This is a genomic window from Corynebacterium sp. CNJ-954, assembly GCF_001942345.1.
Lineage (GTDB): Bacteria > Actinomycetota > Actinomycetes > Mycobacteriales > Mycobacteriaceae > Corynebacterium.
On the sequence record NZ_MKKI01000002.1, the window covers coordinates 1 to 18452 of the forward strand.

The window sequence follows — 18452 nt, forward strand, 5'->3', positions numbered from 1 at the left end:
TCGAGCTCGGCGGTGTTGATCTGGACGGAGTAGGTGGTGGCCAGAGAGGTGTAGCTCTCGCCGGTGGTGGGTTCGGTGGTGTACGTGCTGGTCATGGTCCCCTCCTTCGGATACGAACACTGTATCGGACAGGGTGGACATGAAAGGCGCAACAGGTGGAATAATTAGAACAAGAGTTCTAGTAGAATCGGGAAGCCGGGTTCTGCAGTTTCAGGTCTGTTGGTAGACGGCCTGGACCTGATCGAAGCGACGTGCCGCGAGGTCAGCGGTCCGGATGAGGAAGTACACGTCCCCCTCGTCGAATCTCTCGCCACTCCAATCGTTGATTTCCAGCTGGAACAGCAACTTCCAGTCCGAGACCTCCTCATCAGTACCGTATCCGGCAATGTAGTCCCGCGGATCGCTCTGGAGCGGGACGGGGGTTCCGAGCAGCTGATGATGCCGCCACCCCAACCAGCAGTCGTCTTCATCCCAGAAGTCTTCGACCCCGTCGGTGACGTCGGCGAGTCCGCCCGGTTCAAACACGTACTCCGTTTCGGGAGCATTGCTGGTCTCGACGGGGATGGTCACTCCGCTGAACAGTGTCACCGGGCGGGCCGGGGCGTGGAACAACTCCTTGCCGAAGTGTTCCGTACCGTGCGTAGCGACGTTAGCCAGGTCGCCGGGTAGCGCGGCCGGTGCGGTCTGGTTGACCGGGGAAGCGTCCCAGATGACCCTGGCGACTCGTTGCCCGTTCTCCCAGGGGCCCACGCAGAAGTCGTAGAAGAAGAGGAGACGGCCGGTGTCTGGCAGGTCCGCCGCGACCTCCCCCAGTGCATGGGCCTCGGCAAGGTCGATCTGGGCGACGGAAGCGAAGGGCAGGTTCCGGGAAAGGTGGTCCAGCATCGCCTGCTCCGCGGATGAGTTTCCCCGGCCTGCGATGTCCGCGGGATCTGCCGGCGGTGTCGGACGCGGCCACTCCATGCCGACCGGAAGTTCTGGTTCGCCACCGAGCCTTGAATCGCCGCGGACGGTGTTGCCCGGTTCACCGGGCTTCAGGCCGATCGCCGGTATGAGGACGTTCAGCACCTTGTCCACGTGTTCTGGCGCGACATGTCTCCCCACGGCCGCCCGCGCTTCCTGAAGTGACTCAAACATGCTGGCCAGTGTAACCGCGTCAGCTGGCCCACCGCGGCTTCGCACCGGAGAAGAACCGTCGCACCCAGGCATCATCCTTGTACTGCGCAGGTACCGCGCCACCGAGAAGCTCACGGGTCACCGTGGCGTGGGCGGTGGACCCGGTCTCCAGCAGGGGGACGTCCGACGCGAGCAGGATGATATTGCCGTACCGGCGCCCCTTGAGCATCGACGGATCGGCGATCACGGCCAGGTGCTCCCACACCTCGGCCATGCCTGCGAGCTCGGCTTTCGCGCCGCGCAGGTCGGAATGGTCGCCGCAGTTGGCGATGTATATCCCGCCGGGCGCCAGGCCCCGGTGGCAGTCCCGGAAGAACTCCACCGTCGTCAGGCCGGTCGGGGTGACCGCACCGGCGAAGGCGTCGCGGATGATCACATCGCGGCTGGCGGGGGCGAATGATTCTGCGACGTCACGGGCGTCGTCCACGCGGATCTTGACCCGCGGAGAGCGGGGGATGTCGAACCACTCGCGGGCGAGCCGGGCCAGCTCACCGTCGAGCTCGACGACGGTGTTGCGCGAGTCCGGGTAGACGTCCGCCACATAGCGGGCCAGCGTGCAGGCGCCGCCGCCGAGATGCGTGACCCGCAGGCTGGACGGATCCAGGTGTCCGGTGACGTGCGCGCGTAGTCCACTGGCGATCCACTGCATGTACTCGAAGACGAGCTGGCGTGGGTTTCCGAGGACGACGTGGCTGCTCGGCACGCCGTTGACGCTGATCAGCCATCCGTCGGTGACGTGAGGATCCGGTTCGAGCTCGAGGATGCCGTAGTCCCCCTCGTACGTCCCGGCGACAGGGGACGGCAGGCGGGCGGTCTTCTTCTTCGCGTTGCTCACGCCCGGGAGTGTATCTCGTTCTGTGCCGCCGAGAGCCCGCGGGTGACGGTGATGCCGACGGCGTCGGCGGCGGTAGCGACGACGGCGTCCCAGTCGGTGTCGTCGTCCAGCGGGGAGAGGACGTGGTCGATCACGCCGGTCCCCGCGGCAGGACGTCCGATGCCGACGCGGATGCGCACGTAGTCGCGGGTCCCCAGTTCAGCGGTGACCGACTTCAGCCCGTTGTGACCGTTCTCGTTGCCACCGAGCTTCACCTTGACCTTCCCGGCGGGCAGGTCGAGTTCATCGTGGATGACGATGACATGGTCCGGACTGACCCCGTAACTGGTGGCGAGTGGGGCGACCGCCTCGCCGGACAGGTTCATGTACGTCGTCGAGCGCACCAGCAGCACGCCGTGACCGTCGATCTCCACCCGGGCGACCTGGGCCTTCGTCCCCGGGATGCCGCGGAGGGCGTCGGCGTCCGACCTGTCGAGCAGCAGGTCGGCGACGAGGTAGCCGACGTTGTGCCGGGTCCCGGCATACTTCGCACCGGGATTTCCCATCCCGATGACCAGCCATTGGGCGGGGGCCAGGGCATCGGCCCCGGGAGAGGCGGGGCGACGTCGGAAGAAGGCCGTCAGGCGGGAGAGCAGGCTCATGCCGCTGAGTCTACCGACCGGCCGCCAGGTCGAGGATCAGGTCCGCGGCGTCTGCGAGGGTGATCGGCAGCTCCGCGCGTTCGTTCTTCGAGAAAGGCTTGAGGACGTAGGATGCCGGCGTCATGCGTCCGGGTGGGCGTCCGATGCCGACCTGTACCCGCGGGAAGTCCCGCGTCCCCAGGGATTTCGCGATATCGCGGAGACCGTTGTGCGAGTTCAGTCCTCCGCCGGACTTCAGCTTCACCGTGCCCGGGTCGAGGTCCAGTTCGTCGTGGACGATGAGGACGGAGTCGACAGGTACCCGGTAGTAGGAGGCGAGAGCCTTCACCGGCCCGCCCGACTGGTTCATGTAACTGCGGGGGACGGCGAGGACCACGCGCCGGTCTCCGATCCGGGTCTCAGCGACCCGGGCGTTGAGCTTCCGGTTCGTGCTGAAGCTTGCCGGGCCCGCCGGGCCGCCGCAGTGCCCGGCGAGCTCGTCGAGGACCATGGCGCCGACGTTGTGGCGGGTGCCGTCGTACTGTGCCCCGGGATTTCCGAGGCCGACAACGAGAAAGGGAGACCGGTCAGTGCTGTTCACTGATCCAGTCTCCCATACCGGGGTGCGGCGTAAAACTACTCCGCGGACTCCTCGGAGGGAGCCTCGGCCTCGGCCTCTCCGGCAGCCTCGTCGGTCTCCTCGGGCTCCGGGGCGACCTCGGGCTCGATGATGTTGACGATCAGGGTGTCGGCGTCGGACACCAGGGAGGTGTTGCCCGGCATCTTCAGGTCGCCGGCGGTGATCTGGTCACCGATCAGCTTGCCCTCGATGGAGAAGGTGATCTCCTCGGGGATGGAGAGCACGTCGGCCTCGATGGTGACGGTGTCGGCGTCCTGCACGACCTGGGTGCCCGGGGCGGCCTCGCCCTCGGCGACGACGGGGACGTCGACCTCGACGGTCTCGCCGCGCTTGACGGAGAGCAGGTCGGCGTGGTCGATGTCCAGGGTCAGGACGTTCTGGTCGACGGCCTTGATCATGCAGAGGTTGTCCTCGCCGTCGATCTCGACCTCGAGGATGGCGTTGGCGCCGTGGTTGCGGACGATGCCCTGGAACTCGAGCAGCTCGAAGCTGACGTGGATCGGCTCGTGGAAGGATCCGTAGAGGACGGCCGGGATGCGCCAGTCGCGACGCAGACGGCGGGACGCGCCCTTGCCGAACTCGGTGCGCGGCAGGCCGCTGATGCGGGTGATGTTCGTTGCCATGGTGATCTCCTAGATGTCGGAACTGATCGGTCTCACGAAAAAAGCCGCAGACTCTGCTGCGGCTCATGGTGCGGTGACCGTCCCGTGGTGCCGAACACCCTGGAACGTATGCGCGCCGATAACGGCCGGTATGAACCAGCCCTCGCCGAGACGGTCAAGAGTGTATCACTCGAAGAGGGTTGTGACCGAACCGTTCTCGAAGATCTCGTGGATGGTCTTGGCGACCAGCGGGGCGATCGGCAGGACGGTCAGGTTGTCCCAGCCTTCGGTGCTCTGCGGGAGCGTGTCGGTGGTGATGACCTCGCGGGCGCCGCAGTTGTCGAGCCGCTCCCGGGCCGGGTCGGAGAACACACCGTGGGTGGTGGCGATGATGACGTCGCCGGCACCGGCCTCACGCAGGACCTTCACGGCACCGGCGATGGTCCCGCCGGTGTCGATCATGTCGTCGAGCAGGATGCAGGTCATGCCCTCGACGTCACCGACGACACGGTTGGCGGTGACGCTGTTGGCCACGTCGATGTCGCGGGTCTTGTGGACGAACGCCAGCGGGGCACCGCCGAGCACGTTCGACCACTTCTCGGCGACCTTCACGCGACCGGCGTCGGGAGAGACCACGCAGAGGTTGTCCTTGCCGTACTTGCCGATGATGTAGTCGGTGAGGATCGGCATTGCGTGCATGTGGTCGACCGGGCCGTCGAAGTAGCCCTGGATCTGGTCGGTGTGCAGGTCGACCGAGACAATACGGTCGGCGCCGGCGGTCTTGAGCAGGTCGGCGATTAGCCGGGCGGAGATGGGCTCACGGCCGCGGTGCTTCTTGTCCTGGCGGGCGTAGGGGTAGAACGGCAGGATCGCGGTGATGCGCTTGGCGGATCCGCGCTTGAGCGCGTCGATCATGATCAGCTGTTCCATCACCCACTTGTTCAGCGGCTGGGGGTGGGACTGCAGGACGAAGGCGTCCGAGCCGCGGACCGACTCCTCGAACCGGACGAAGATCTCGCCGTTGGCGAAGTCGTGCGCCGTGGTGGGGGTCAGGGCGATCCCCAGCTCACGGGCGACGGCCTCGCCGAGCTCTGGGTGGGCACGACCGGAGAAGAGCATCAGGTTCTTCTGGTTGTCGATCCAGTGGGACACGGATTCTACGACCTTTCCGACTTGGGGAGGGTGTGGGGCTTGAGCTTATCGCTGCTGTGAGTCTAAGACGGGGCTTCGCCCGAACCAATCCGGCTAACCCCGTCGGGGTCAGGATTCCTCAGGCGTCTCAGGTGTCTCAGCGGCCTGGGCCGCCTCAGCAGCCTCAGCGGCGGCGCTTCCGGGACGCTTGCGCTGGACCCACCCCTCGATGTTGCGCTGCTGGCCGCCCGACACGGCCAACGCCCCGGCCGGGACATCGTCCTTGATCACTGTCCCAGCACCCGAGTAGGCACCGTCCCCGACGGTGACAGGTGCGATGAACATCGTGTCGGAACCGGTCCGGACATGGGAGCCGACGGTGGTGTGGTGCTTGTTCACGCCGTCGTAGTTGACGAAGACGCTCGACGCACCGATGTTGGAGTAGTCGCCGATCGTGGCGTCGCCGACGTAGGTCAGGTGGGGGACCTTCGTGCCGTGGCCGATGGTGGCGTTCTTGGCCTCGACGAAGCCGCCGAGCTTGCCCTCCTCGCCCAGGACGGTGCCGGGGCGCAGGTAGGTGAAGGGGCCGACCTCGGCGTGCGCACCGATGACGGCGTTGAGTGCGTGGGTGCGCACGACCGACGCTCCCTCGCCGACGGTCACGTCCTGCAGCGTGGAATCCGGACCGACGGTGGCGCCGGCGGCGATCGAGGTGCGGCCCTTGAGCTGGGTGCCGGGCAGCACGGTGACGTCGGTACCGACGGTGACCTCGACGTCGATCCAGGTGGTCGCGGGGTCGACGACGGTGGCACCGCCCCGCATCGCGGCCGCGACCGTGCGACGGTTGAGTTCCTTGCCGGCGGCGGCGAGCTGGACCCGGTCGTTGACGCCGGCGAGCTCACGGTAGTCCTCGGAGCGGTAGGCGCGCACCGGGTGGCCGTCGTGCCGGGCGATGCCGAGGACGTCGGTGAGGTAGAGCTCGCCCTGGGAGTTGTCCGTGCGCAGGCGGGTCAGCGCATCGCGCAGGATCGCGGCGTCGAAGGCGAAGACGCCGGAGTTGATCTCGGTGACCTCACGTTCAGCCTCCGTCGCATCCTTCTCCTCGACGATGGCGGTGACCTCGTTCTCGTCGTTACGGATGATGCGGCCGTAACCGTAGGGGTCCGTCAGGTCGGTGGTCAGCACCGTCACGGCCGTCGGCACCTCGGTGTGTGCGGCGTGCAGGTGCCCCAGGGTGTCGCCGGTCAGCAGCGGGACGTCGGCATTCGTCACGATGACCGTGCCCTCGAACCCCTCCAGTGCGGGCATGGCGCACTGGACGGCGTGACCGGTGCCGAGCTGCTCCTCCTGCACGGCGAGGTCGACCGGGGCGCTGAGTTCCCCGGCGATCGTCTCGGCGGCGGGGCCGACCTGGTCGCGGCCGTGACCGACGACGGCGACGATGCGCTCGGGGGAGACGGTGTCCGCGGCGTGCAGACTGTGCGCCAGCAGGGTCCGGCCCCCGATGGAGTGCAGGGTCTTCTGCGTGGCGGATTTCATGCGGGTCCCGGCACCGGCGGCGAGTACGACGACGGCGACCGGCTTGTTCTGTTCAGTCACGATGGGCGGTGTCCTTACACATTGGCGGTCGGCTGCGGACGTGGATCACGCGAATGACCGACAGTCTAACGCCGTACACATCGGAAACGGTGCACGGGCCGCACCTCCCGGACACGAAAAGCTCCCCCACCAGGACTCGAACCTGGAATGACGGTACCAAAAACCGCAGTGTTGCCGATTACACCATGGGGGAACGTCCGGGGCTGGAGCTCGATCGCCCGTCCCGGTCAACCGGTCACTCTACCTGATGGTCGTCAGACTACGATGGTTGCCCATGAGTGCCACCCACACAACCCCGACACCGCCGCTGTCCGGGGTGCTGCGTTCCGTCGCCTCCGATCCGAAGCTGAGGGGCATGGTCACCCACGTCGGCGACCGACGCCTGCACCTGCAGGGCCCGGAGGCGGCGTGGCCGTTCGCCGTCGGCGCGCTGGCACAGCGTGCCCCGGTGCTGCTGGTGACCGCGACGGGGCGCCAGGCCGAGGACCTGACGGCCCAGCTCACCGCGATGCTGGGGGACACCGTGGCGATGGTGCCGTCCTGGGAGACGTTGCCGCACGAGCGGCTGTCACCGGGTGTGGAGACGGTCTCGCAGCGTCGTCAGGCGCTCTACCGGCTCGCCCACGGACAGGTGCAGGTACTCGTCGCCCCCACCCGTTCGGTGGTCCAGCCGGTGATGGCCGGCCTGGGGGACGTGGAACCGGTGCGGCTGGTGGAAGGCGAGGAACTCGACTTCGCCGAGGTGCAGAAGCGCCTGGTGGAATTCGGTTACACGCACTCCGACGTCGTCGGTCGCCGTGGGGAGTTCGCGACCCGTGGCGGGATCCTCGACATCTTCCCGGCGACCGCGGAGATGCCGGTGCGTGTCGAGTTCTGGGGTGACGAGGTCAGTGAGGTCCGAGCCTTCTCGGTGGGGGACCAGCGGACGATCCCGGAGGCGGTCACGCAGGCGGTCTTCGCCCATCCTGTCCGGGAACTGCTGATCACCGATGACGTCGCCCGGCGGGCGGAGTCGCTGGCGCGGGAGAACGCGGGGAACCCGGAGCTGGCGGAGGCGTTCGACAAGATCAGCCAGCACACTCCGGTGCAGGGCATGGAGTCGCTGATCCCGTTGCTCTACAACGGGCCGATGCAGACGCTTCCCGAGCTCATGCCCGACGGCGCCCATACCGTGGTGCTCGCACCGGCCGCCGTGCAGCGACGCGCCGAGGACCTCATCGCGACCGGTCGCGAGTTCCTCGCCGCGGGGTGGGAGGTCGCGGCGATGGGTGGTGCCGCTCCGGTGGACGTGAGCGCCATCGCCGACGGTTCCGGTGACCGGGACGTGGACCGGGCGGGGTACCGGAGCATGGCGTCGCTGCAGAAGACGCAGGACGTGCTGGGGGTGCCGTGGTGGACGTTGTCGCCGACCGGCGTGGCGGACTGGGACGACGGCTCTGACGACGGCGATGCTGAGCCGCTGCTGCTCGACTTCGACGTCGCTCCGGCACCGCACGGCGAGATGGAGGCCATCGGCCAGCTGATGTCCACGATCCGTCGTCGGGTGGAGGACGGCGGACGGGTGGCCTACGCTGCACCGTCGCCGACGATCGTGGCCCGGATGCTGCGGCGGTTCCGGGAGGCGGGGATCGCCGCGGAGGCCGTGGGCGTGGATCTCGACGGCATCACCGGGCAGGGCAGGATGCGGCGGTCGAAGCACACCCCCGACGAGGTGCCCGCCACAGGGACGGTCAGCATCTACCAGGCCGCGGCGCATTCCGGCCTGGACACCCGGGAGCTGCTGTTCATCACCGAGTCCGACGTCACGGGTAACCGTGTCGAGGCCAGTGCGACCGGGCGCCGTAAGCCCGCCAAGAAACGCAACCGGGTGGATCCGCTGGCCCTGGCCCCGGGGGACCTGGTCGTCCATGACCAGCACGGCATCGGCAAGTTCGTGAAGATGACCGAGCGGACGATCGGCAAGGGTCCGGACGCGTCCCGACGTGAGTACCTGGTGCTGGAGTACGCCCCGTCGAAGCGGGGCGGCCCCGGTGACCAGCTCTACGTCCCGATGGACCAGCTGGACCTGCTGTCCCGCTATGTCGGCGGCGAGAAGCCGTCGCTGTCGAAGATGGGCGGGTCGGACTGGAAGAACACCAAGAAGAAGGCACGTGGGGCGGTCCGGGAGATCGCCGGGGAGCTGGTGCAGCTCTACGCGGCCCGGCAGGCCGCACCCGGGTACGCCTTCGACCCGGACTCACCGTGGCAGCGGCAGATGGAGGAGGCGTTCCCCTTCACGGAGACCGAGGACCAGTTCAACGCCATCGAGGCGGTGAAGGGTGACATGGAGAAGCCGGTGCCGATGGACCGGGTGATCGTCGGTGACGTCGGCTACGGCAAGACCGAGGTGGCGGTGCGCGCGGCGTTCAAGGCGGTGCAGTCGGGCAAACAGGTCGCCGTGCTGGTGCCGACCACCCTGCTGGCGCAGCAGCACTACCGCACGTTCGTCGAACGGATGCAGGACTTTCCCACACAGATCCGGGAACTGTCCCGGTTCACCTCGCCGAAGGAGTCCACGGAGATCTTCGCGGGCATGGCCGACGGCACCGTCGACATCGTGATCGGCACCCACCGGTTGCTGGGCACCGGTATCCAGTGGAAGAACCTGGGGCTGATCGTCGTCGACGAGGAGCAGCGATTCGGTGTGGAGCACAAGGAACACATCAAGTCGTTGCGTACCCACGTCGACGTGCTGACGATGTCGGCCACACCGATCCCGCGCACCCTGGAGATGTCGATGGCGGGCATCCGTGAGATGTCGACGATCCTCACCCCGCCGCAGGACCGGCATCCGGTGCTGACCTACGTCGGCTCGCAGGACGAGAAGCACGTGGCCGCGGCGATCCGCCGGGAGCTGCTGCGCGACGGGCAGGTCTTCTACGTCCACAACAAGGTCAAGAGCATCGAGGACACCGCCTCGCGGATCCGGCAGCTCGTCCCGGAGGCACGGGTGGTCGTCGCCCACGGGCAGATGAGCGAGGAGCAGCTGGAGACGACGGTGCAGGGGTTCTGGGACCGGGAGTTCGACGTGCTGGTGTGCACGACCATCGTCGAGACCGGGCTGGACATCGCCAACGCCAACACCCTGATCGTGGAGAACGCGCACCACATGGGCCTGTCCCAGCTGCACCAGCTGCGCGGACGTGTCGGGCGGTCGCGTGAGCGCGCCTACGCCTACTTCCTCTACCCGAAGGGGGAGACGCTCACCGAGACGTCCTACGACCGGCTGACCACGATCGCGCAGAACAATGACCTCGGCGCCGGCATGGCGGTGGCGATGAAGGACCTGGAGATGCGTGGTGCGGGCAACGTCCTGGGTGCCGAGCAGTCCGGGCACATCGCCGGGGTCGGTTTCGACCTCTACGTCCGGCTTGTCGGTGAAGCTGTCGAGCCTTCCGCGCGATGGCGGACGGCGAGACGGTGGACGGTTCGGACACGGCGGAACGCCGCGAGATCCGGATCGACCTGCCCGTCGACGCCCACATTCCGGTGACCTACATCGCCAGCGAGCGGCTGCGGCTGGAGGCGTACCGCAAGTTCGCCGAAGCCACCGACGACGAGGCACTGGAGCAGGTCCTGGAGGAGCTGCGTGACCGTTACGGTGACATCCCCGAGGAGGTGCAGCGGCTCGTGGTCGTCGCACGTCTGCGGATGGTGTGCCGGGACCTGGACGTCACCGAGGTCATCCAGACCGGGGCGAAGATCAGTTTCTCCCCGATCACGCTGGCGGACTCCGGGCAGGTGCGTCTCAAGCGGCTGTTCCCCGCGGCGACGTACCGGGCGACACCGAAGACGGTGCTGGTCCCGGTGCCGAAGGAGGGGTCCGGGATGCGGGCCGTCGCCCTGCGCGACCTCGACCTGGTGCAGTGGTGTGCCAACGTGCTCACGGACCTGGCGGGCGTGCCGCGACGCGACGTCACAGCGGTGGCCGGACACACGGAGCCGGTTACCCGCTGAGACCGGACGGTCACCCGGTACACTGACCTCCATGTCAGTCGTGCTGCTGGATCCCAGGTTCCCCGCGATGCTGCCTGTGGAGGCGGTACCGCTGCTCGGTGATGACGTCTGCTACACCGAGGAGGTGCCCGTGCGGATCCGTTGGGTCATCGCCGACCTCGGCGGGCACACGGTGGACGACACCGAGGTGATCGTCACCACCGACCTCGCCAATGAAGCCGTCATGGAGCGCCTCGAGCGGGGGGACACCCTGGTCAAGGCGCCGAGTCTGCTGATGGAAATGGCCGGGGACCGGGAGATCGAGGCGGCGTCGGACACGGCGCCGGTCGAGCAGCAACCTGCGGCCGTGGACTACTCAGGCGGCGGCGTCGTGGACGGGGAGATCGTCGGCACGGACGACCACACCGCCGCGGTGGCCGGGCTGCGTCGGACCTCGCGCACCGAGGTGCCGTCGTCGGTGATGGACGAGGTCGAGGACGCCGTGGCGTTGATGACCCGCGCGATGCGCCAGGGGGAGTGGGAGCAGTCCCAGACACACCACTCGTTGTTGGCCTACCTGCGGGAGGAGACCGAGGAACTGGCCGAGGTCATCGACCAGGTGGGCCCCGGTGAGGACGAGTCCGGGATCGACCAGCAGGAGCTGTGCACGGAACTGTCGGACATCCTGCTGCAGGTGCTCTTCCACGCGGAGATCGCCAACCGGCGGGGCGCGTTTGACATCGGGCACGTCGCCGGTGCATTCGTGGCGAAGATGCGGTCACGGGCTCCGTACCTCTTCGAGGACGTGGAGCGTCCGGTGTCCCGCGACGAGCAGGACCGGCTGTGGGCCGAGGGACGGGTCAGCGAGGGGAAGCCGGCGCACAAGGAGGAGCCGGCACACCGTGAGGAACCGCATGCGACGACATTCGCCGCGGTGACGAACCCGACAGAGACGGCCTCGGCACCATCGGCACTGGCTGCGGCGGAAGAGGTCATCATCCTGGCCCGTCGGAACGGTCTGCACGACTCCGAGATCCCGACGGACATCCGGTTCCCGATGATCGGCCTGGAACGGGACAACGTCGGCGACTCGGACAACCGGCTGATCACTGCGGTGGAGACGTTCCGCCGTGAGCTGGAGAACCGCTTCGGGGGCGGCTCGGCCGAGGCACCATCCGACAGATGGGGTTCCTGAACCGAACGTTCCATACCCTCGTCTTGTTTACTGCAGAGCGATTAGCATCTCTTGAGTGAGTTATGTCGCCGGTGATTACTTGCGTGAGGTGCTATTTACTGACTCCGGCACCCTCGACAGGAGGGGTGTCCATATCTAGATTGTCACCCCCCCGAGGAGCGTAGTTTCCTCGACATGGTGCCCTGACCTCCGGTGGCCTGACTTCGAACATGGTGGCGTAGACGTGAGGTCCGGGCGTTTCCGGAGTCTGCGACGCCTCCGGGGCAGCAGGGGCCAGTTCAGCGATCTAGGCTGCGGCAGTCTCCGCGGTGGCTCGTAGCGGGAATTCGCGGAAGAGTTCACCGCGGGTGAGCATCGCGAAGACGATGATGCACCTGCGGCGAGCCAGGCACATCACCGCAGCGTTGTGCCGTTTACCTTCGGCGCGTTTCTTGGTGTAGTACGACCGGGACGCGTTGTGACAGTTCGATGCGATCCACGCGGATTTGAACAGGGCGTTCTTGAGTCTCTTGTTGCCAGATCTGGCCGGGAACTCATCTTTGATCGATGGACCGGACCGCCTGGTCACCGGGGCGATGCCGGTGTAGGCGGCCAGGTGGGCGGTATCCGGGCAGTCGGAACAGCCGCCGACGGCCAGCAGGATTTTCGGCGCCCGGCTCGTGATGCCGACCCCCGGCATCGACATCGAGGCTGCAGCCGGTTTCAGGCAAGAGGGAAGTCATCAAGCATCTCCTCGACCTGCGCGGCGATGGAGTCGCGTTGGGTTTTCAACGCTTTGATGTTGGTCGTCAGCATCGGAGTGGCGATCTCTGCCGCGGCGGTGCCGGGTACGGTGACCGTCTGTGCCGCCAGCGCGGCGAAGATGCTGTCGACCAGGGCTTCGGTGTCCTTCGTCGCCCGCTTACGTGAACAGGCCAGTACCCGGCTCTTGCCGGAGTGCTTCAGCTTCGTCGGCCCTCCGTAGTGGATCAGCAGGTGCACCCACGTTGGCTCGTTGGATGATCTCACCGAGGAAGACGCGTTCCAGTGACGGGTAGATCTGCACCAGGATGCTGCGCAGCCTGTTGATTGTGCGGGTGCAGTTGCGGACGATGTCGTCGTCGAGGCCGGACGGCATCTTGAGTGCGGGAAACACTTCGGCGTTGCGGTCCAACGCACGCAGGGTGTGCGGCATGGTTCGGGTGGTGTTGGCGATGATGAACGCGTCCCTCTGATCCGTTTTCGCCCGTCCGGGGTATAAATCAGCGGCTTTTCGCATCGCCAGGCCAGGCAGGTAGGCCACGCTGCAGTCGCAGGTCCTCGCGACGGCGACGGGCAGAGCTCCGATGGTGTTGGGCTGGTCGACGATCAACAGGACCATGCCGTGGGCCTTGAGTTCGTCGAAGACGGTGCGCAGGCTGGCTTCATCCTGGGGCAGGGCCTTGTCGTAGACCTCGGTGCAGTCGGGGCAACACCACTTGGGACTCATGTCGAACAACAGGGTGAATCAGCCATACCGAGGCCAGTGACCTGCCCCCGAGCCTACGGGGACAGAATCAAGGTACCGGGGCATCTGGATGCCCCGGTGCAGAAGTTTGCAGCGTGGTCGCAGTCGCATTGGGCCATTGAGAACAAAATGCACTGGGTTCGTGGCGTCTTCTTCGACGAGGATCGCAGCCAGATCCGCACCGGGGGCAGGGCCACCGGTGAGGGTGAGCTTGCGCAGTACAGCGATCAGTGTGCTGCGCTTGTCGGGTGAGATGTGTATGGCTGCAGCGCTGCGGCGACATAGCCGTGATCCGAGACGACCAACATCACTGGTCATCACGGCTTTTCAACGACGTTGACGAGACCCTGCGTCCTTACCCTTTGAGCAGAAAGCTTGTGGGCTTCGGAATGACGGAGGTAGGGGTTGCCAGTTCGACCCACCATGGGGGTACGGCAGAACCAAGCCAGTGACAGCGAATTGAGAGAGTTGAACGGGCTACCTAAGCAGGCGCGATTGACTATGGTCAAGTTGATGTCCTTGTGCGGAAAAATATGCTAACGTTTGTAAGCGAACTATTGTTGCTATACTAAGATGTCTCGATTAGCGTCGAAGGAGCCGATGGTGCACGAGGTAGTTAGAGCGCTGTCAGCTCTGACAGAGGACGCAGGCAGAGTTCATCGTTCGAGGTGAGGTTGGGTTCATTATGTTTGTATCTGAGATCCTGGATAATTTACTTGGTGAAGAGGCTACTGATCTTTCCGTATGGAAGGCCACGAGAGATCCTGGGAAAGGCAAGGAGATTGCTCTTTCCGTTGCTGAAGAATATTCAATAACTGAACTCGACCCCGTTCCTAGAAAATCTTCAACGTCATACCGTCCCGCCTTTCTTTCTGACTATGAAGGGGGCGGAGTAACTCCATATGATCTAGAATTCGAGTTTGTCACCAGATCGTTGAATTATGCTGATCAAGTTGCAGTGGTGGACGAAGTGGGGGAGTGGGTCGCTACGGGTGATTATGAGAAAGCTATAGATCAGCAAATTGGTTACTATAACAGCGTTGACTATGTTATATGGAGTTTACGGAGAATTGCTAAATACGCCCCACTGGAGCGTGCCAGTCTGCTCTACTACGTGGCGAGGGAGAATGCTCTTATAAGTGATGAGATGAGCTTGGAACTGGCTAGAATGGCTGATGTAGATATGCGCTCTGTAGTTAAAGATAAGCTCAGCGCTACTGGTAGTGAAATCGATTCGGTATCCGAACTTATATCCCTCCAGTCCCTGTCCCTATGGTTCCAGGAATTCTTTCGGTCTTTTAATGAAATAGTTAATAGGTCCGAATACTTTGACTTGTATTTGCCTAGCTTCTTTGCGGGGAAAGAAGTTCTTGATTGGCTTCTTGATAATATTCCATCTGTCGAAAAGTTTAATAATAATCAGTTTCGAACTGGTTCAGAAGCAGTAAGCATGCGTAATATGAATGGCCTTAACGCCATGATGGATGTTCCAGCATTAGATGCAACATCATTATTGCACAATGACGCGAGATACTTGCTCAATATCCGAGAAATGGACCACTTGGAGGAATGGCGTATTGCCTCGAAATCGAGGTTCCAGCTCCTATCTCAGACAGGATCGGCTTCTGAGCGCATTGTCATTGTCGATGACATTAAACGGCTCGCACAGGAGCTGACGCGGAAGGAGCGTAAACGGTCCGATGCTGGGACACGGCTAACCGATACTTTGGTATCTGGTTTTTCCGTTGTTCCGGTGGCGCTCGCAACGGGGCAGCCGGCGACTTTGAATTCGGTGCTAGCTGCTGCTCCCGATGTGGGAGGACTGTTGCAGAAATTTATCTCCTGGATGTTCGGGAATAACAGAACTGATGTGGACGAAGAGGTGCGCGATCGGGGTACTGAAGTATTGGCGATCCGCCGCTATCTCTCGGAAGGGGGTCAGTTTAATCAACCAAGAGGTGCGCCGTTCATATTCGGCCGACGGCTGAACGGACGGCCAATATATCTTGACATTTTCGATTCATAAACAGGGGAGTTTGGGAATGTATGATATCGATTCTAGTTTTCTACTTATGTCGTTACTTAATGTGAGTGGAAATCGTTGCGTGCCTGCAATATTTATGCCGCAGGAGCTTACTCCGGAATCGCTTCTGAAGGATCTTTCTGATTTTGAAGAGCTTCCGTCGTTTAGTGAGGGGCGGAAACTCCCTACATCAAGTTCCTATGCTATTTCCGTGATGGAAGATGGGAGAATGCATATATCTCAGATTCTTCAAAAGGTGGGCAATAAGTCGGCCTTTGCTCCGCTGCATCAGAATGAATTTGACTTCTGGGGAGATCATTCTGATTGGTGTGCGATGGCTGATGAGGAAGGAAAAGTTCTCTTTATTTCCCATAAGGACATGTTTTTTGCGGAATGTATTGCCCGTGGAGATGGGGTATCCAAGAAGGGGATGTTGGATTTTATGGATAACGTTAGAATATCTGCCTTGCCATTGATTCATCATGCTGGTTGGCTTACTCGCGGTGATGTGTAGAGTTGGCCTAGATTATATAAGACAGGTGCATTTCCGGGTTCTATCGTTAATCTTTTAGGTCTTCTTTTAGGGAATGCTGGGATTATTCTCTATTGGCCGTGGTCACCAGTCCCTCGCGGGGCGCGAAGATGTAGACCAGCAGGAAGATCCCGGCCTGGACCAGCACGATGGAGCCGCCGGCGGAGATGTCCTCGTAGAAACTCAGCCAGATCCCGGCGACTGAACTGCACCACGCCACGGCCGGGGCGATCAGCATCATCCGGCCGATCCGTCGGGTCAACAGGTAGGCCGTCGCCCCGGGAGTGATGAGCAGTGCGACCACGAGGATCACACCGACGGCCTGCATGGAGGCCACGACGACCAGTGCGAGGCAGACCATCACCGTCCACCTGATTGCACCGGTGTGCATCCCGATGATGCGGGCGTGCTCAGGGTCGAAGGCCCAGGCGGTGATGTTGCGTCGCATGACGAGCATGATCACCAGGCAAGCGCGCCGAAGATGAGCACCTGGACCAGCGACTCCTGGGAGATGCCGAGCAGGTTACCGAAGAGGATCTCCTGCAGGTTCGTCCCCGCCGGGGTCACCGAGACAAGGACGAGTCCGAGGGCGAACAGTGCGGTGAAGATGACCCCGATGGCCGTGTCGCCCTTCAACGTGGTGCGTTGGCCCACCGCCCCGACCATGCCGACGGCGAGGAGTGCGGCGATGAGGGCGCCGATGGCGAACGGCCAGCCGAGGATGTAGGAGACCACCACGCCGGGGAGGACGGCGTGGGAGACCGCGTCACCCATCAATGACCAGCCGATGAGGACGAGCCAGGAGGACAGCAGGCCTGCGATCACGGCCGTGACTGTGGCCACGGCCAGGGCGCGTTGGATGAAGCCGTAGTCGAGGGGTTCGAGGAACCACAGGATGTCGGACATCATGCCTCCGTTCCGGGGGTGCTGAAGGTGGACATGAGGTTGTCGGTGGTGAGGACGTCGGCCGGGGCACCGTGGGCGACGACCGTGCGCTGCAGCATGGTGACGGTGTCGCACAGTTCCGGGACCGAGCCGAGGTCGTGGGTGGAGATCAGGACGCAGCGACCGTCGTCGGCCATGGCGCGCAGCAGGTCACTGATCGTCGCCTGACTGACCGTGTCGACCCCGGCGAACGGCTCGTCGAGCAGTATGACGCCGGCGTCCTGTGCCAGGCCCCGTGCGACGAACGTCCGTTTCTTCTGCCCGCCGGAGAGCTGTCCGATCTGACGGTCGGCGAGTGCGGTCAGGTCGGTGCGGGTGAGGGCGTCGTCCACCGCGCGCCGGTCGGCCGCACGCGGGCGTTTGAGCAGGCCCATGTGCCCGTAGCGGCCGGTCAGCACCACGTCGCGCACACTGACCGGGAAGGTCCAGTCGACCTTCTCCGACTGGGGGACGTAGGCGGTGCTGCCGGACACCGAGACCGTCCCGCTGTCGGGGCGGACGCCGCCGGTGAGGGTGTTGAACAGCGTGGACTTGCCGGACCCGTTCATGCCGATCAGTCCGTGGATTGCACCGGCGTCCAGTTCCAGGGAGACGTCCTCGAGGGCGCGGACCGTGCCGTAGCTCACCGACACCTCGCGCAGGGTGATGGCGTGTCCCACTAGCGGTCGCCCCGCATGCCCTTGACGATGGTGTCGACGTCGTAGCGGATCAGGTCGAGGTAGGTCGGGGCGTCGCCGCCGTCCTCGGTGAGGGAGTCGACGTAGAGCGTGCCGCCGTCACGGGCGCCGGTGTCCCGGATGAGCTGCTCCTTCGGGCCGGGGTCCACGGTGGACTCACAGAAGACGGCGGGGACGTCATTGTCCTCGACGAAGGACGCGGCCGCGCGGATCTGGTCGGGGGTGATCTCCGCGTCGGAGTTCACCGGCCAGATGTAGCTCTCTGCCATGCCGGCGTCCCGGGTGAGGTAGCTGAAGGCACCCTCGCAGGTCTGCAGGGCACGCTGGCTCTCCGGCAGGTGGGACAACCCGTCGGTGAGGTCGCCCTGGACCTCGTCGAGCCGGCTCTTGTATGCCTCGGCGTTGTCCCGGAAGGTGTCCGCGTCATCGGGCCGGACGTCGCTGAGGGCGTCGACGATGTTGTCGACGTAGACCTTCGCCAGCGTCGGGCTCATCCAGGCGTGGGGGTTGGGCTCGTCGGTGCCTTCGATCGGGACCGGGTCGATGCCCTCGGTGACGGTGACCCGGGTGGCGTCGGAATCCGCGGTGAGCTTGTCCACCCAGTTCTCCAGGCCCAGGCCGTTGCTGAGGATCACCTCGGCGCCCGCGGCGGTGCGGATGTCCCCCGGAGTGGGGTCGTACCCGTGGATCTCGGCGCCGGGCCGGGTCAGTGAGGAGACCTCGAGGGCGTCACCGGCGACCTCCTGGGCCATGTCGGCGAGGATCGTGAAGGTGGCGAGGACCTCGGGGGTGTCAGGGGTGCCGCCCCGTGCGTCATCGGACGAGCAGGCGACGAGACCACCGGCAAGGAGGACCGAGGTCGTTGCTGCGGTGGTTCTGCGGATAATACGGATCACAGGAGTTCTCCATGGTCGGTTGAGTAAGTTCAATGATGCGAACTCTATACTTCAATACCCGACAATGACAACGGTGCCGGTGAGACCGGTTCCATGGAGTACAGGCGGAGCACAGGGTGA

The 18452-nt window shown here is 64.4% G+C and carries 13 protein-coding genes, 1 tRNA gene and 3 pseudogenes; 5 read left to right on the forward strand and 12 right to left on the reverse strand.

Going from position 1 to position 18452, the window contains the following annotated elements; all coding sequences use genetic code 11:
* Positions 1 to 210 precede the first annotated feature (210 nt).
* The 8 genes from BJF89_RS00765 to BJF89_RS00800 all read right to left on the reverse strand — a co-directional run bounded on the left by BJF89_RS00765 (position 211) and on the right by BJF89_RS00800 (position 6796).
* Positions 211 to 1137, reverse strand: coding sequence for a DUF1963 domain-containing protein (locus BJF89_RS00765; protein ID WP_158026013.1), 927 nt, complete (start codon positions 1135 to 1137; stop codon positions 211 to 213).
* 19 nt (positions 1138 to 1156) lie between these two features.
* Positions 1157 to 2011, reverse strand: a complete 855-nt coding sequence (locus BJF89_RS00770) for a spermidine synthase (RefSeq protein ID WP_075811395.1) — start codon at positions 2009 to 2011, stop codon at positions 1157 to 1159.
* On the reverse strand, positions 2008 to 2652 hold the full coding sequence (gene pth / locus BJF89_RS00775) for an aminoacyl-tRNA hydrolase (RefSeq protein WP_075811397.1): 645 nt from the start codon (positions 2650 to 2652) through the stop codon (positions 2008 to 2010). The genes BJF89_RS00770 and pth (BJF89_RS00775) overlap by 4 nt, the downstream gene beginning before the upstream one ends.
* Before the next feature lie 10 nt (positions 2653 to 2662).
* Positions 2663 to 3232 carry an aminoacyl-tRNA hydrolase gene (pth, locus tag BJF89_RS00780; protein WP_075811399.1) on the reverse strand — a complete coding sequence of 190 codons (570 nt, stop codon included), beginning with the start codon at positions 3230 to 3232 and terminating at the stop codon, positions 2663 to 2665.
* Positions 3233 to 3267: 35 nt separating this feature from the next.
* Positions 3268 to 3894, reverse strand: coding sequence for a 50S ribosomal protein L25/general stress protein Ctc (locus tag BJF89_RS00785; RefSeq protein WP_075811401.1), 627 nt, complete (start codon positions 3892 to 3894; stop codon positions 3268 to 3270).
* Positions 3895 to 4059: 165 nt separating this feature from the next.
* Positions 4060 to 5025 (reverse strand): ribose-phosphate diphosphokinase, encoded by a 966-nt coding sequence (locus tag BJF89_RS00790; protein ID WP_075811403.1) that lies wholly within the window; start codon positions 5023 to 5025, stop codon positions 4060 to 4062.
* Positions 5026 to 5133: 108 nt separating this feature from the next.
* Positions 5134 to 6603, reverse strand: coding sequence for a bifunctional UDP-N-acetylglucosamine diphosphorylase/glucosamine-1-phosphate N-acetyltransferase GlmU (glmU, locus tag BJF89_RS00795; protein ID WP_075811405.1), 1470 nt, complete (start codon positions 6601 to 6603; stop codon positions 5134 to 5136).
* Positions 6604 to 6724: 121 nt separating this feature from the next.
* Positions 6725 to 6796: transfer RNA gene (locus tag BJF89_RS00800), tRNA-Gln, on the reverse strand.
* 54 nt (positions 6797 to 6850) lie between these two features.
* Between BJF89_RS00800 and mfd the strand changes: the two are divergent.
* Together mfd and BJF89_RS00810 are read left to right on the forward strand one after the other, a co-directional pair.
* Positions 6851 to 10599 (forward strand): annotated as a pseudogene (gene mfd / locus BJF89_RS00805) (transcription-repair coupling factor).
* A gap of 31 nt (positions 10600 to 10630) precedes the next feature.
* Positions 10631 to 11773, forward strand: a complete 1143-nt coding sequence (locus BJF89_RS00810; protein ID WP_075811407.1) for a MazG nucleotide pyrophosphohydrolase domain-containing protein — start codon at positions 10631 to 10633, stop codon at positions 11771 to 11773.
* Between the two features lie 286 nt (positions 11774 to 12059).
* Here the strand turns inward: BJF89_RS00810 and BJF89_RS19885 are convergent.
* Positions 12060 to 13217, reverse strand: a pseudogene (locus tag BJF89_RS19885) (IS110 family transposase); the annotation flags it as partial.
* A 120-nt stretch (positions 13218 to 13337) separates the two neighbouring features.
* Here BJF89_RS19885 and BJF89_RS18765 point away from each other — a divergent pair.
* From BJF89_RS18765 to BJF89_RS18380, 3 genes are all read left to right on the forward strand, one after another.
* Complete coding sequence (locus BJF89_RS18765; protein WP_158026014.1) at positions 13338 to 13511, forward strand: hypothetical protein; 174 nt, start codon at positions 13338 to 13340, stop codon at positions 13509 to 13511.
* Between the two features lie 433 nt (positions 13512 to 13944).
* On the forward strand, positions 13945 to 15285 hold the full coding sequence (locus tag BJF89_RS18375) for a hypothetical protein (RefSeq protein ID WP_139311824.1): 1341 nt from the start codon (positions 13945 to 13947) through the stop codon (positions 15283 to 15285).
* A 16-nt stretch (positions 15286 to 15301) separates the two neighbouring features.
* On the forward strand, positions 15302 to 15796 hold the full coding sequence (locus tag BJF89_RS18380) for a hypothetical protein (protein ID WP_139311825.1): 495 nt from the start codon (positions 15302 to 15304) through the stop codon (positions 15794 to 15796).
* An 82-nt stretch (positions 15797 to 15878) separates the two neighbouring features.
* Here BJF89_RS18380 and BJF89_RS00820 read toward each other — a convergent pair.
* The 3 genes and pseudogenes from BJF89_RS00820 to BJF89_RS00830 form a co-directional block, all read right to left on the reverse strand.
* Positions 15879 to 16720: pseudogene (locus BJF89_RS00820) on the reverse strand (metal ABC transporter permease).
* Complete coding sequence (locus BJF89_RS00825) at positions 16720 to 17418, reverse strand: metal ABC transporter ATP-binding protein (protein ID WP_075811409.1); 699 nt, start codon at positions 17416 to 17418, stop codon at positions 16720 to 16722. The pseudogene BJF89_RS00820 and the gene BJF89_RS00825 overlap by 1 nt, the downstream one beginning before the upstream one ends.
* Complete coding sequence (locus tag BJF89_RS00830; protein WP_255372434.1) at positions 17418 to 18332, reverse strand: metal ABC transporter substrate-binding protein; 915 nt, start codon at positions 18330 to 18332, stop codon at positions 17418 to 17420. The genes BJF89_RS00825 and BJF89_RS00830 overlap by 1 nt, the downstream gene beginning before the upstream one ends.
* Positions 18333 to 18452: the final 120 nt, after the last annotated feature.